Annotated in this window: 12 protein-coding genes; all 12 read left to right on the forward strand. The window is 50.1% G+C overall.

Annotation, left to right across the window (positions count from 1 at the left end):
* Positions 1-309 precede the first annotated feature (309 nt).
* The 12 genes from mraZ to B3007_RS03585 are packed head-to-tail and all read left to right on the forward strand — an operon-like array spanning position 310 to position 13,549.
* On the forward strand, positions 310-765 hold the full coding sequence (mraZ, locus tag B3007_RS03530; RefSeq protein WP_068435289.1) for a division/cell wall cluster transcriptional repressor MraZ: 456 nt from the start codon (positions 310-312) through the stop codon (positions 763-765).
* Positions 766-767: 2 nt separating this feature from the next.
* Entirely contained in the window at positions 768-1,700 is a 933-nt protein-coding gene (gene rsmH, locus B3007_RS03535; RefSeq protein ID WP_301377173.1) for a 16S rRNA (cytosine(1402)-N(4))-methyltransferase RsmH, read from the forward strand.
* Positions 1,697-1,948: a cell division protein FtsL gene (ftsL, locus tag B3007_RS03540; RefSeq protein WP_068435293.1), complete on the forward strand. Its 252-nt coding sequence runs from the start codon at positions 1,697-1,699 to the stop codon at positions 1,946-1,948. Before rsmH ends, ftsL begins: the two co-directional genes overlap by 4 nt.
* Entirely contained in the window at positions 1,948-3,666 is a 1,719-nt protein-coding gene (locus tag B3007_RS03545) for a peptidoglycan D,D-transpeptidase FtsI family protein (protein WP_068435295.1), read from the forward strand. The genes ftsL and B3007_RS03545 overlap by 1 nt, the downstream gene beginning before the upstream one ends.
* Positions 3,663-5,135, forward strand: a complete 1,473-nt coding sequence (locus tag B3007_RS03550; RefSeq protein ID WP_068435297.1) for a UDP-N-acetylmuramoyl-L-alanyl-D-glutamate--2,6-diaminopimelate ligase — start codon at positions 3,663-3,665, stop codon at positions 5,133-5,135. Before B3007_RS03545 ends, B3007_RS03550 begins: the two co-directional genes overlap by 4 nt.
* Positions 5,125-6,486, forward strand: a complete 1,362-nt coding sequence (locus B3007_RS03555; RefSeq protein WP_301377042.1) for a UDP-N-acetylmuramoyl-tripeptide--D-alanyl-D-alanine ligase — start codon at positions 5,125-5,127, stop codon at positions 6,484-6,486. Before B3007_RS03550 ends, B3007_RS03555 begins: the two co-directional genes overlap by 11 nt.
* Before the next feature lie 2 nt (positions 6,487-6,488).
* Positions 6,489-7,571, forward strand: coding sequence for a phospho-N-acetylmuramoyl-pentapeptide-transferase (mraY, locus tag B3007_RS03560; RefSeq protein ID WP_068439669.1), 1,083 nt, complete (start codon positions 6,489-6,491; stop codon positions 7,569-7,571).
* A 20-nt stretch (positions 7,572-7,591) separates the two neighbouring features.
* Positions 7,592-8,959 (forward strand): UDP-N-acetylmuramoyl-L-alanine--D-glutamate ligase, encoded by a 1,368-nt coding sequence (gene murD / locus B3007_RS03565; protein ID WP_068439671.1) that lies wholly within the window; start codon positions 7,592-7,594, stop codon positions 8,957-8,959.
* Positions 8,956-10,119, forward strand: a complete 1,164-nt coding sequence (ftsW, locus tag B3007_RS03570) for a putative lipid II flippase FtsW (RefSeq protein WP_068439673.1) — start codon at positions 8,956-8,958, stop codon at positions 10,117-10,119. The genes murD and ftsW overlap by 4 nt, the downstream gene beginning before the upstream one ends.
* A complete protein-coding gene (murG, locus tag B3007_RS03575; RefSeq protein WP_301377037.1) occupies positions 10,112-11,182 on the forward strand; it encodes an undecaprenyldiphospho-muramoylpentapeptide beta-N-acetylglucosaminyltransferase in 1,071 nt (356 codons plus the stop codon). Before ftsW ends, murG begins: the two co-directional genes overlap by 8 nt.
* Before the next feature lie 22 nt (positions 11,183-11,204).
* Positions 11,205-12,626: a UDP-N-acetylmuramate--L-alanine ligase gene (gene murC, locus B3007_RS03580; protein WP_273092257.1), complete on the forward strand. Its 1,422-nt coding sequence runs from the start codon at positions 11,205-11,207 to the stop codon at positions 12,624-12,626.
* Positions 12,623-13,549: a D-alanine--D-alanine ligase gene (locus tag B3007_RS03585; RefSeq protein ID WP_076513636.1), complete on the forward strand. Its 927-nt coding sequence runs from the start codon at positions 12,623-12,625 to the stop codon at positions 13,547-13,549. The genes murC and B3007_RS03585 overlap by 4 nt, the downstream gene beginning before the upstream one ends.
* The last annotated feature ends 40 nt before the right edge of the window (positions 13,550-13,589 follow it).

Consider the following 13,589-nt stretch of genomic DNA (forward strand, 5'->3'; position numbering starts at 1 on the left):
TTGTTAGTGGTCACTCTCATATAATAAAATTGTCTAAAACCGTGTAAGTGGCTACTAACTTAACAAGTTACTTTAACTATCAAGCGCAGGTGGGGTGCTTCGTTTGGGTTTTATCCCCCACTTACTCCCACCATTTCCCCCACCTTGGCTAAGTCCTTGTGTTTATTAAAAAAAATAGGTGATTTCACACCATTCAAACGCTTGCAAAGGGGCAGTCTGATTCCTATAGTGTCTAATTGTGGAGAATAGTGGGTAATTGTGGGAAATTGGTGATGTTAGTACTTACCCACATGGATTAAGGACGGACGCATGTTTCGCGGTTTAAACACGATCAATCTGGACGCCAAAGGGCGCCTGGCGATCCCGGCTAAGTTCCGGGAACGCCTGGCGGTGCTTTGTGGTGGCCATATGGTTGTGACGATCGATACCGAAGAGCGTTCTCTACTTATCTATCCCGTCAATGAATGGGAAGAAATCGAAGCGAAAATCACCTCCCTGCCAACGTTTGACCCGCGTGCACGTCGTATTCAGCGCTTGCTCGTTGGTCATGCTACGGATGTAGAAATCGACGGCAGTGGCCGGATTCTGCTTCCGGCTGCGTTGCGTGAGTACGCTGGCCTTGAAAAAGAAACAGTTTTGATCGGTCAGGGTAAGAAGCTGGAGCTATGGAGTAAGGACTCCTGGGAAGGTACCCGGGATGAATATCTGGAGCAGGTGAACGACGAGAGTCAGCTGTCCGAGCAAATTATGAGTATTTCCCTGTGACCATTTCGCCTGAGTTAGCACATACCACTGTTCTTCTGCATGAAACGGTGGACGGATGCGTAACCGACCCAGATGGGACTTATGTTGACGGCACATTTGGTCGGGGTGGTCACAGTCGTCAGCTGCTCAGCAAATTGGGTGATCAGGGGCGTCTCATCGGTTTCGATAAAGATCCTCGAGCCATTGAAAGTGGTAATGAACTGGCGGCTGAGGATGGGCGCTTTCAGATAGTGCAGTCCAGTTTTGCTGATATGAAGTCTGCGCTTGCTGCGCTGGGTATTGAGAAAGTGAACGGCATTCTTCTGGATCTGGGGGTTTCGTCCCCACAGTTAGATGATGCTGAACGCGGTTTTAGTTTTATGAAAGACGGCCCACTCGATATGCGCATGAATCCTGACGCTGGAATAAGCGCTGCAGAGTGGGTGGCTACAACGCCCGAGGCTGAGATTGCCCGAGTACTGAAAGAGTACGGTGAAGAACGCTTTGCGAAACGCATGGCAAGAGTGCTCGTTGAAAAGCGTAAGAACGAAGAAATTAATCGCACGCTGCAGCTCGCAGAAATTATTAAACATGCAAATCCCGCATGGGAAAAACACAAACATCCAGCGACCCGTGCTTTTCAGGCGATACGAATCGCGGTGAATAACGAGTTGGGTGATCTGGAAAATGTCCTGGCTGACAGTGTCGATCTTCTCCTGCCTGCTGGGCGTTTGTCAGTGATTAGTTTTCACTCTTTAGAAGATCGCATGGTGAAACGCTTTATCCGTGCGCAGGAAAAGGGAAAGGAATTACCACCGGGCCTGCCTGTAATGGAAGATCAGCTCGGCAAAACAATGAAAAAAATCGGCAAGGCAATTATGCCGGACAGGGATGAAATAGATCGTAATCCACGCGCTCGCAGTGCGGTATTGAGAATCGCTGAGCGCCTGGCATGACATGGGGAAGTGCAGTGCTCTGGGGCGCGGTGCTTATATCTGCAATATCGCAGTTAAGTGTCGTTACCTGGAACCGGGATTTACTACAGGTATGGCAAAAAGCTGATGCTGAACGTCAGGCAATGGCAGAGGAGCACAGTCGTCTGGTGTTGGAAAAAAGCACACTAACGGCACATGGACGAATAGACACGCTGGCGCGTAAGCGTCTGGGTATGAAAGAACCAGAACACACACGGGTTTTCCGCTGATGGCACATGAACAACAAGAGTTGAAAGAAGGTATTCAACGCTGGCGCTTCGCGCTGGTGCTGGGTGCGTTTGCTCTTCTGCTTTTCGTTGTTGCTGCGCGCCTGGTTATGTTACACACAGTGGAGCAGCCGTTCCTGTTTGAGCAGGGCGAAAAAAGAACCGTACGCAGTGAAGTTCAGCCAGCCTCTCGTGGAATGATAGTAGATCGTCACGGTGAACCTTTGGCAGTCAGTACGCCTGTCACTACGCTGTGGGTAAACCCTCAGCAAGTAAATACTTCGGAATTATCTCAGGTAGCCCCTCTTCTTGAGATTAATGCCGCAGAACTGAAACGTCGTGTCGAACGTGCGCAGCGTCAGGGGCGTAGTTTTTATTTCGTAAAGCGTCAGGTTGAGCCTGAAATTGCCTCTCGTGTTCTCGGTAAAAAAATTGCCGGTTTATATGGCGATACTGATTACCGTCGTTACTATCCTGCCGCTGAAGTTACTTCTCATACGCTGGGTCTGGTTAATATTGACGGCAAAGGTCAGGAAGGTCTTGAACTTGCCTTTGATGACTACCTGTCTGGAAAAGAAGGGTCCCGTCAGGTCGTAAAAGATCTTTATGGCAATGTTATTAAACAGCTTGGTGTAAAAGCAGTCGCTGAGCCGGGCCATGACCTGCAACTGACCATCGATCTGCGTCTGCAGTATATTGCCTATCGTGAATTAAAAGCGGTGGTGCAGTCACATAAAGCGACGGCTGGCAGCGCAGTTATGCTGGATGCAAAAACTGGTGAAGTGCTGGCACTTGTCAGTCAGCCATCATACAACCCGAATAATCGTGCGGATCTTAAACCGGGCAATATGCGTAATCGTGCGGTAGCTGACCTGGTTGAGCCGGGATCAACGATGAAACCTTTCACCGTGGCCGCCGCCATCGAAAGTGGCCGCTATTCACCAGGTACCAAAGTAGATACCTCTCCGGGTTGGATCAGAGTTAAGCGAAAAGCGATTCGTGACCATCGTAATTATGGTGAGCTGGACCTTACGGGAATTATTACTAAATCAAGTAACGTTGGCGTATCGAAATTAGCACAGGATCTCGGCGCAGATTCTATGTGGCAGTTTTTCGATCTCGCTGGCCTGGGGCGCCCCGGCACATTGGGCTTTCCAGGGGAAGCCGTGGGGAGTATGCCTTACCCCGAACAAATGGATGACCTTCGCCTTTCGACCGTATCTTATGGATACGGTCTTTCCGTATCTCCGTTACAGCTTGCAGAATCCTACACCAGCTTTACCGATGGCTGTCGCGAGCATGTTTCTTTGCTGATGTCGCAAGTGGGTCAACAGCCCTGTGAGCGCGTTATGTCAGAGAAAACCGCACGCCAGATACTCGATATGCTGGGCACAGTTGTTGGTCCGAAAGGAACCGGTAAGCGTGCTGCTGTTGAGGGTTATCTGGTTGGCGGAAAGACTGGTACCGCTCATAAAGTGGGTCGTGGAGGCTATGAAGATTCTGAATACACTGCGGTATTCGCTGGTATTGCCCCGATCTCGGACCCAGAGCTTGTCCTGGTCGTCATAGTCGATGAACCTCAGGGGAAAGAGTATTACGGCGGCGAAGTTGCGGCGCCGGTTTTTGCCCGCGTTATGGAGCAGGCTTTACGCTTACGTCAGGTAATACCGGATGCTCCGGTTGAAGATGAATGGCTGCAGGTTGCTGGAGGTTCAAGATGAAAATCTCTGAATTAACCGCTGGTACCATGTTTATGCCACCTGAGTGGGATCGGGAATTTAATCACATCCATGCCGATAGCCGAGATATCAAACCCGGCGACTTGTTTATTGCGCGTAAGGGACACTCGTCTCACGGACAGGAATTTATCTCTGCTGCAATTGAAGCCGGCGCAGTCGCTATTTTTTCTGAAAATGCAGAAATGTTCCGTTGTGAAGCTGGAAACGTACCGGTTTTCCCGGTATCTGAATTAGAAAAGCAATTGCCGGGCTGGCTCAAGAAGCGCTATCCGGGTTACGAGTCGCTGACTCTATACGGCGTGACCGGAACGAACGGAAAATCATCCGTTACTCAGTTTATCGCCCAGCTGGCCGCCGCTAACGGTAAACGCTGTGGCGTTATCGGTACGCTGGGCAATGGCTTTTTCCCTGATTTTGAAGAAACGAAAAATACGACACCTGACATATGTGTTGTGTACCGCTTGCTCGATCAGTTCGCACAATCTGGTGCTGATTCTGCTGCGCTTGAAGTGTCATCGCATGGTCTGCATCAGGGACGTGTTGCTGGGTTGATTTTCGACGTTGCTGTCTTGACTAACATTACCCAAGACCATCTCGATTATCACGGTGATATGGCAAACTATTTTGCCGCAAAGGCAGCACTTTTTGATAAAGATAAAGCGAGATCGGCCGTTATAAATATTGATGATGAGTATGGTGCTCGTCTGATCAATATGCCGACTCTCTGTGATCACTATCTGACACTTTCCTCTAAGAAAAACATCAGTGCGGATGTGGTTTTTCATAAGGTAGTCGCTACAGCGGATGGCATGAAAGCGGAACTTCAGACTCCTTGGGGAACGGAAGATGTTTACTTACCACTTCTCGGCGAGTTTAACGTTGCGAATCTGGCTGCTGCTGTTACCGCCTTGGCTGTGACTGGTGAAGATTTCGGTAATTTGTTGATTAAAGCTGAAACTCTACAACCGGTAGCCGGTCGAATGGCGCTCTACACGAAACCGGGTGCATGCAAAGCGGTTATCGATTTTGCCCATACGCCAGATGCTATTGGCGTTGCGATAAAAAGCCTCGCTCCATTGAGTAAATCGTTATCTCTTGTCTTTGGCTGCGGTGGTGATCGCGACAGAACTAAACGGGCCCCTATGGCTAGTGCCGCATCTTTGGCTGATAACGTTTGGCTGACAGATGACAATCCCCGTACTGAATCTGCGGAACAAATTTTTAACGACGTTTCTGATTCTCCAGACGCGTCGGATTTTACGTATATGCATGACCGCGCTGCGGCGATTACTGCTGCTATCGAAGCCACACCAGAAGATGGTGTTCTGTTGATTACGGGTAAAGGTCATGAGAATTATCAGGACATCATGGGCGTTAAGCATAATTACAGTGATGAAGCAGTGTTGCTGTCACTAGGTTACCAACGCGCTGGAGGTGGATATGCTTCGTAATCCTTCTCTGGCAGAAATTGTAGAAATTACGGGTGGAGAACTGCTCTCAGAAGGTGCTCACGGACAATGTCTGGCGGTCTCTACTGATACTCGTACTATCCAGAAAGGCAGCCTGTATATTCCTCTGAAGGGTGATCGTTTCGACGGCCATAACTTTGCTGAAAATGCTCGTGAAGCCGGTGCTCTGGCAATGCTGACTGAACGCGAGCTGGCCGTTGATCTGCCTCAGATAAAAGTAAAAGACACTCTGCTTGCTTTGGCGGATATCGCAGCGTGGCATCGTGATCAGTTTAATGGGCGAGTCGTTGCAGTAACCGGAAGCGCTGGCAAGACAACCGTTAAGCAATTGATGGGGTCAGTATTAAATCAACGATATAAGACCCTGATTACACAGGGCAATCTGAATAATCATATCGGAGCCCCACTGACTCTGTTGTCCCTGCAGCCGGAGCATGAGGCTGCAATGATTGAACTGGGTGCCAGTGCTGTGGGAGAAATTGCCTATACCGCACGCCTTACCCGCCCTGAAGTTGGCATTCTGACCAACGTGGTGCCTGCGCATCTCGAAGGGTTTGGCTCGATTGACCATATTGCATTGACCAAGGGCGAGTTAATTGATGCCGTGACGCCATCGGGCACCATGGTACTCAATGCCGACGATCATTATTTCACTCAATGGCTGAGTCGTGCGACTGCTCTCAACGTTATCTCTTTTGGTTTCAGCGATAGAGCTGATGTTACTGCTAAAGATATCTGTGAGTCGCTGACGGGAAGTGAGTTTACCCTGGTGCTTCCAGACGAGTCGGTCTCTGTTTCTCTTTCGCTGTCTGGTTTGCATAACGTTCGTAACGCATTGGCTGTCGCTGCCGCAGCATCCAGCCTTGGCTTTTCATCAGTCGAAATCAAAGCAGGACTTGAGCAGTCTGCTGCTGTTGCAGGGCGTCTTGAGCGCTGCGAGGGTCAGCGAGGTCAGATTATTTTTAATGATGCTTATAACGCAAATCCTGAGTCTTTCTGCGCTGCTATAGACGTTCTTAAACTGGCAGAGGGCCGGCGAATACTGGTCATGGGAGACATGGGTGAACTGGGCGATGCTGCGACTGAAATGCACGTCCGGGTGGGGAGCTATGCGAAGGATCAGAATATTGAATGCCTTGTAGCGACTGGCGCTTTGAGCAAGTCGGCGGTAGAGGCATTCGGTGACAACGGACACTGGTTTGAAAGCCGCGAAGCCGTTACTGAATTTCTAACAAAAACAACTAAAAGCGGCGACACCTTGTTGGTCAAAGGGTCCCGTAGTGCAGGAATGGATCAGGTGGTTCGTTCGCTGGCAGATAAAGAGGAAGACTGACTATGTTGCTATGGCTGGGTGAATGGCTTGCACAGTACCACTCCGGATTCGGCGTGGTAACTTATCTGACGCTGAGAGCAATATTTTCAGTAGGTACAGCGCTTGCGGTTGCGCTGCTTTTAGGACCGATAGTTATTCGAAAATTACGCGAATATCAGATTGGTCAGGCGATTCGTGAGGTTGGCCCTAAATCTCATCTCAGTAAAGCGGGCACGCCAACCATGGGCGGTGCATTAATTCTGTTGTCTATTGCCCTGAGTACATTGCTCTGGGGGGATCTCGAGAACCGTTACGTCTGGTTAGTGCTGATTCTTACACTGGCCTTTGGTGCGATTGGCTGGGTGGATGACTACCGCAAAGTTGTGGAAAAAAATTCCCGAGGTCTGCCTGGTCGCTGGAAGTATTTCTGGCAGTCGGTTCTGGCACTGATTGCCGGTGCATATCTCTTCTACAGCGCACAGTCTCCGCAGGAAACTCAGCTGGTTGTTCCATTCTTTAAAGACGTTATGCCACAGCTGGGACTGATGTTTGTTGTGCTCACTTATTTTGTGGTGGTCGGTTCCAGTAACGCGGTAAACCTGACGGATGGTCTTGATGGTCTGGCCATTATGCCGACAGTGATGGTGGCTGCAGCATTGGGTGTATGCGCCTATCTCGCAGGGAACGTTAACTTTGCAGACTACCTGCACATTCCTTACATCGCTGACTCTGGTGAGCTTGCAGTATTCTGTGCGGCGATTGTCGGTGCGGGTATCGGCTTTCTCTGGTTTAACACCTATCCGGCTCAGGTATTTATGGGGGATGTAGGTTCTCTGGCGCTCGGGGCTGCATTGGGGATTGTTGCAGTGGTTATCCGACAGGAAATCGTTCTTTTCATCATGGGCGGTATCTTTGTGGCAGAAACAGTTTCGGTCATTCTGCAGGTTGCTTCATTCAAGCTTACCGGCCGTCGTATTTTCCGTATGGCGCCACTGCATCATCACTTTGAACTTAAAGGCTGGCCTGAACCACGTGTCATTGTGCGCTTCTGGATCATTACCATCATTCTGGTATTGATCGGCCTGGCAACGTTAAAAATTCGCTGATTGCGAAGGTATCAACTGAAATGACGACAGCAACCGTGAACACTAAACACTACCTCATCGTTGGCCTTGGGCTGACTGGGTTGTCGTGTGCGCGTTTCTGTCAGTCCCGTGGCTATAAATTCAGCCTGTGTGATACACGAACTGAGCTACCAACCATTGAGAGCATCCGTAGCGAGTTTCCGGGCGTCGAAATTGCTTTGGGGCTCCCGGATGTCGAAACGCTCTCACAGTATGATGAATTGGTGGTCAGCCCTGGAATTAATGTAAATACTCCTGTTTTTATTGCTGCGGCTGAGCGCGGAGTCACTATTTCTGGAGATGTTCAGTTATTTGCTGAGAATCGTACCCAGCCAGTGATTGCGATTACCGGTTCTAATGGCAAAAGCACGGTCACCAGTCTTGTAGCGGATATGCTGAACGCAGCAGGAGTAAAAGCGGCAGCCTGTGGGAATATTGGTGTTCCCGTTCTGGATCTGTTGACGGAACCCGCCAATATTGATGTTTATGTCGCAGAGCTTTCGAGTTTTCAGTTAGAAACTACGCGGAATCTGGGGGCGGAAGTCGCGGGTATCCTGAATATCTCGCCAGATCACATGGATCGTTATGCTGGTATGGCGGATTATGAAAGAGCCAAACAGCGTATTTTTCAGAATGCTAAGCATGCAGTGATTAACGGCGATGATGACCATACATTACCGGCGCTGTCTGTACCTCAGTCTTCCACAAAGTTTTCTCTGCGTAGTCCGGCCAGCAACGACTTCGGTATTACCTACGAGGGTGATGAACTGTGGTTGGCCCATGGTAGTGAGCGTTTGATTAAAGCGACGGAGCTTTCCATTCGAGGTATGCACAACGTTGCTAATGCGCTGGCTGCTCTGGCCTTCATCGACGCATTGAAGCCAGATCTGAATATTAATCTGAAAAAATGTCTCACTGGCTTGAAGAACTTCAAAGGCCTCGACCACCGTTGCCAGCATGTGGCCTTACTGAAGGGCGTTGAATACATCAACGATTCAAAAGGTACTAATGAAGGCTCTACCGTTGCTGCGATTCAGGGCCTTGAGCCAGTTACCTCGGGTGACCTTTGGTTAATTGCCGGTGGCGAAAGCAAAGGTCAGACGTTTGCGGAATTGGCAGCTGCCTGCGAGAAGCAGGTGGCCGGTGTTTATCTTTACGGTGCCGACCGGGCGATTATGCAATCTGCGCTGCCAGCGACAGTGGTAAACGGTGTATTCAATACTCTGGCCGAGGCATTGGCTGCAGCGAGTGAGAATGCCGCTGCAGGGGATACCGTGCTCTTTTCGCCCGCATGCGCAAGCTTTGATCAATTCCGCAATTACGTTCATCGCGGTGAATTTTTCCGCAGCTGTGTGGAGGCATTGTCATGAATATGGATGCACTCCGTTGGCAACAGAACAGTTCATTATTTTACCCATGGCTAGCCTTGTTGGTACTTGGCTGGTTGATGGTCGCCTCGGCATCGACAGGTATTGCTGAGGACTACACGGGTAATCCTGCATATTTCGCAATTCGACATGCTGTCTATCTTGCTGCTGGAATCGCAGTCGCGTTCGCAACTTCTCAGATTTCTATGGCACGTTGGGCTAAGTTCGATGGCTTGCTGCTTCTTGCCGGCATACTCGGATTGATACTGGTCTTTGTGCCGGGTATTGGCCACGAGGTAAACGGCAGTCAGCGTTGGTTGAATCTGGGCATTATTAAAATTCAGGCCTCAGAGCTGGCGAAGGTCGGCGCAGTTTTTTATGTCGCCGGGTACCTGGTGCGTCGGGAAGATGAAGTGAAAAGTCAGTGGTCGGGCTTCCTGAAACCACTGGGTATTTTAGGTGCGATGGTTGGCCTTTTACTTATGGAGCCTGACTTCGGTGCCGTCGTAGTTTTGCTTGGAGCAGCCATGATCATGCTGTTCCTTGGAGGCGTTAAGGCCGGGCAATTTTTCCTGCTGACGTTTGCCACCATTGTGATTGGTGTACTGGTTGTGGGAAGTGAAGATTATCGGGTTAATCGTCTGCTTGCGTATCTCAACCCATGGGCGCCTGAACATGTCTACGGTACGGGCTATCAGTTGACACAATCATTGATCGCGTTTGGTCGTGGCGAGTTATTTGGGGTTGGTTTTGGTGAAAGTGTTCAAAAACTATTTTATCTCCCCGAGGCACATACCGATTTTGTTTTTGCGATCTGGGCTGAAGAAACGGGTCTGATTGGCGGACTGGTTGCGCTTGGTTTGCTGGGCTATCTGGTTGCGTGTATCTGGAATATCGCCTGGGAAGCACAGAAGCAGGGGCTGATGTATGCCTCGTACGTGGCTACCGGTCTTGCTGCGCTTCTTGGGCTGCAGATTGTTATTAATCTCGGCGTAAATACAGGCCTCCTTCCGACCAAGGGCCTTACTCTGCCTTTCTTCAGCTACGGCGGTAGTAGCTTAATGATGTGCTGCGCCATGGTGGGTATTGTCATGCGTGTCACCTATGAAACTCAATTGGCACGTCAGGGGAATCAATCAGAACAGGAGGACGAAAGTGAGTAAAGTGGTCCTCATGATGGCAGGGGGAACCGGTGGTCATGTTTTTCCGGCACTTGCTGTTGCCCATGCGCTAAAAGAGCAGGGATATGAAATCCATTGGTTAGGAACATCCGCCGGCATCGAAGCGGACCTCGTGCCTGCTAATGGATTTCCTTTACATACGATTAATATTGCGGGGCTTCGCGGTAAAGGGAAGCTCGGTTTGATCGGTGCTCCACTTAAAATAATGAAAGCGGTCGCTCAGGCGCTTTCGGTTATTCGTAAAATAAAGCCGCTTGTGGTTGTCGGACTGGGTGGTTATGCGACAGGGCCTGGTGGAATTGCGGCCTGGCTGAAGGGAATTCCTCTCCTGATCCATGAACAGAATGCATATGCGGGTATGACTAATAAGCTGTTGCAACGTTTTTCGGCCGTCACGATGCAGGCATTTCCCGGAGCCCTTGATGGTGCACTTGTCACTGGAAATCCGGTTCGCAAAGAAGTCGCTCAGATTCCTGCACCCGATGTGCGTGAATTCCATGAAGGCAGATTACGTGTGTTAGTGGTCGGTGGCAGTCTTGGTGCCGTTGCTCTGAATAATGCGGTTTTCGAAGCCATGAGCATGCTTTCTCCGGAGCAGCGCCCGGATTTACGACACCAGGTTGGCAAAAGAAATATCGATGAAGTACAGGCTATGTATGCCGAGTCAGGTGTTGAAGCGGAAGTCACGGCTTTTATTGACGATATGGCCGCTGCGTATTCCTGGGCTGATCTTGTTGTGTGTCGTTCTGGCGCACTCACTGTTTCAGAAGTCGCAGCGGCGGGTTGCGCTGCCATCTTCGTTCCATTTCCGTATGCCGTTGATGATCACCAGACAGTTAATGCTCAGTACCTGCAAAAAGAAGGTGCTGCGATTATTCGTCAACAGAACGAATTGACGCCTGGCTGGTTGTCGCAGCAATGGTTACAGCTCGAACAGGATCGTGCTTTGTTGCGCGATATGTCGATTAAAGCTCGTGGGTTAGCTATGACCGATGCCACAGAGAAAGTTGTTGAGCAGGTCAGGAGGTTTGCACGTGAGCAATAAACACCCCTCAGATTTAGTGAATATGATTCCAGAAATGCGCCGGATTCGAGTAATCCATTTTGTGGGCATTGGCGGTGCTGGTATGTGCGGTATTGCTGAAGTGCTGCTGAACCAGGGTTACCGGATTACAGGGTCTGACCTGAAAGACTCTGTCGTAACTCAGCGTCTCCAGACTCTTGGTGCAGAAGTTTTTATTGGTCACAAAGAAGAGAATATCAGCGAAGCAGATGTACTCGTAGTATCTACCGCGATTGACGAGTCAAACCCCGAAGTAAGCGCTGCACTTGCGCGCCGGGTACCGATTGTTCGTCGTGCAGAAATGCTGGCTGAGCTGATGCGTTTCCGTCATGGAATTGCAGTTGCCGGAACACACGGTAAGACCACAACAACCAGCCTTGTGACCTCTGTACTCGCTGAAGCAAAACTTGATCCTACGTTCGTTATTGGTGGCAAGTTGAATAGCGCTGGTGCGAATGCCCGTCTTGGATTAAGCCGTTATCTGGTTGCCGAAGCAGACGAAAGTGATGCGAGCTTCCTTCATCTGCAACCTATGGTTTCTATAGTCACTAATATTGATGCCGACCACATGAGCACGTACGGCGGTGACTTTGAGAAACTAAAAAATACCTTTGTTGAGTTTCTGCACAACTTACCTTTCTATGGTCTCGCTGTTGTTTGCATTGATGACGACAATGTCAGAAGTATTCTGCCAGGCCTGAGCCGTCAGGTAACAACCTATGGTTTCTCCGATGATGCAGACTATCGTGCTACAGATCTCAAGCAGGACGGTATATTCACCAGTTTTAATGTTCATCGCTCGGGTAAAGAAGAACCTCTTTCAGTTCGTATGCGGATGCCGGGAAAACACAATGTTCTGAATGCGCTTGCAGCGATTGCTGTTGCCGAAGATGAAGGTGTTGATGAGCAGTCAATTGTACGTGCGCTGGAACAATTCGAAGGCGTTGGTCGCCGCTTCCAGATAAACGGTACTGTGCCGCTGGGAGATGGCGATGTCATGCTGGTAGATGATTACGGTCATCATCCTCGTGAACTTGAGGTCACTCTTGATGCTATTCGCAAAGGGTTCCCGGATCGCCGTCTGGTTATGGTATTTCAGCCCCATCGTTACTCACGTACCCGTGATCTCTATGAAGATTTCGTTCGTGTTCTCAGTGATGCCGATGCGCTTCTGTTGATGGAAGTGTATCCGGCCGGCGAAAAACCGATCGCAGGCGCTGATGGCCGCTCAATGTGCGGCACTATCCGTCAGCGCGGTCCTGTTGATCCGGTATTTATTGAGCGCGATGAATCGCTCAAAACACCTCTGCAGACAATACTTCGCCCCGGCGATCTCTTGTTAACTCAGGGCGCCGGCGACATTGGCGGTATCGCGGTAAATATCGCTGAAAACCTGAGTGACTGGTTAAAGGAGGTTGACGCGTGAGCATCGAATCTCTGGGAAAAATTGCCGTATTAATGGGCGGCACCTCTGCGGAGCGGAAGGTTTCATTACGTAGCGGGAATGCCGTTGCTGATGCACTTGAGAGTGTGGGGGGCAACGTTGTTCGTGTCGATATTCAAGGGCATGCCATCAGTCAGCTGACTGAACTGGATTTTGATGTTGCCTTTATCGCTTTGCATGGCCGTGGCGGAGAAGACGGAACTATTCAGGGTGTGCTTGAGTGGCTTGATAAACCATACACAGGCAGTGGCGTCATGGCGTCTGCTCTCGCAATGGATAAGTGGCGCACAAAAATGATCTGGATGGCGGCTCAGTTACCGACGCCAAATGCCTATTTATTAGATGCGAGCTCAGACTGGGTAGCGATCAATGAAGCTCTTGATGCTAACGCTATTGTTAAGCCCGCCCGCGAAGGTTCAAGTATTGGTATGCGGCGCGTGCACAATGCAGAAGATCTGAAATCAAGTTATGAATTTGCCAGTGAATACGATGGTCTTGTGCTGGCGGAGCGCTGGGTTGAAGGGCGCGAATTCACAGTGGCTATTGTCGATGGTGAAGCATTGCCCGTGATTCAGTTGCGTACTTCCCACGAGTTCTACGACTACGACGCTAAATATCAGTCGAACGATACTGAATACTTATTGCCATGTGGCTTGAGTGAAAGCGAAGAGAAAGCGCTTCAGTCCCTCGCACTCAAAGCGTTTGATGTGCTTGGCGCAGCCGGGTGGGGACGTATTGACGTAATGCAGGATGCTGATGGTGCTTTCTGGTTACTTGAGGCCAATACAAGCCCGGGTATGACAGATCACAGCCTGGTTCCCATGGCAGCAAAGGCATCAGGTATGGACTTTTCTGAGTTGGTAACTCGCCTGCTGGCGGAAGCGGTGGAGCGTCATGGCCACTAAGAAGGCAGCAGCACGACGCGGCGCTACGAAAAAGGTCGAA

It is taken from the genome of Thalassolituus sp. UBA675, assembly GCF_002297765.1.
In the GTDB taxonomy this organism is placed as follows: Bacteria; Pseudomonadota; Gammaproteobacteria; order Pseudomonadales; family Oceanobacteraceae; genus Thalassolituus.

Excerpts from the sequence above, each read along its gene's own strand:
- mraZ (WP_068435289.1), top strand. The coding sequence starts at position 310 with ATGTTTCGCGGTTTAAACACGATCAATCTGGACGCCAAAGGGCGCCTG.
- ftsL (WP_068435293.1), top strand. The coding sequence starts at position 1,697 with ATGACATGGGGAAGTGCAGTGCTCTGGGGCGCGGTGCTTATATCTGCA.
- B3007_RS03545 (WP_068435295.1), top strand. The coding sequence starts at position 1,948 with ATGGCACATGAACAACAAGAGTTGAAAGAAGGTATTCAACGCTGGCGC.
- B3007_RS03550 (WP_068435297.1), top strand. The coding sequence starts at position 3,663 with ATGAAAATCTCTGAATTAACCGCTGGTACCATGTTTATGCCACCTGAG.
- B3007_RS03555 (WP_301377042.1), top strand. The coding sequence starts at position 5,125 with ATGCTTCGTAATCCTTCTCTGGCAGAAATTGTAGAAATTACGGGTGGA.
- mraY (WP_068439669.1), top strand. The coding sequence starts at position 6,489 with ATGTTGCTATGGCTGGGTGAATGGCTTGCACAGTACCACTCCGGATTC.
- murD (WP_068439671.1), top strand. The coding sequence starts at position 7,592 with ATGACGACAGCAACCGTGAACACTAAACACTACCTCATCGTTGGCCTT.
- ftsW (WP_068439673.1), top strand. The coding sequence starts at position 8,956 with ATGAATATGGATGCACTCCGTTGGCAACAGAACAGTTCATTATTTTAC.
- murC (WP_273092257.1), top strand. The coding sequence starts at position 11,205 with ATGATTCCAGAAATGCGCCGGATTCGAGTAATCCATTTTGTGGGCATT.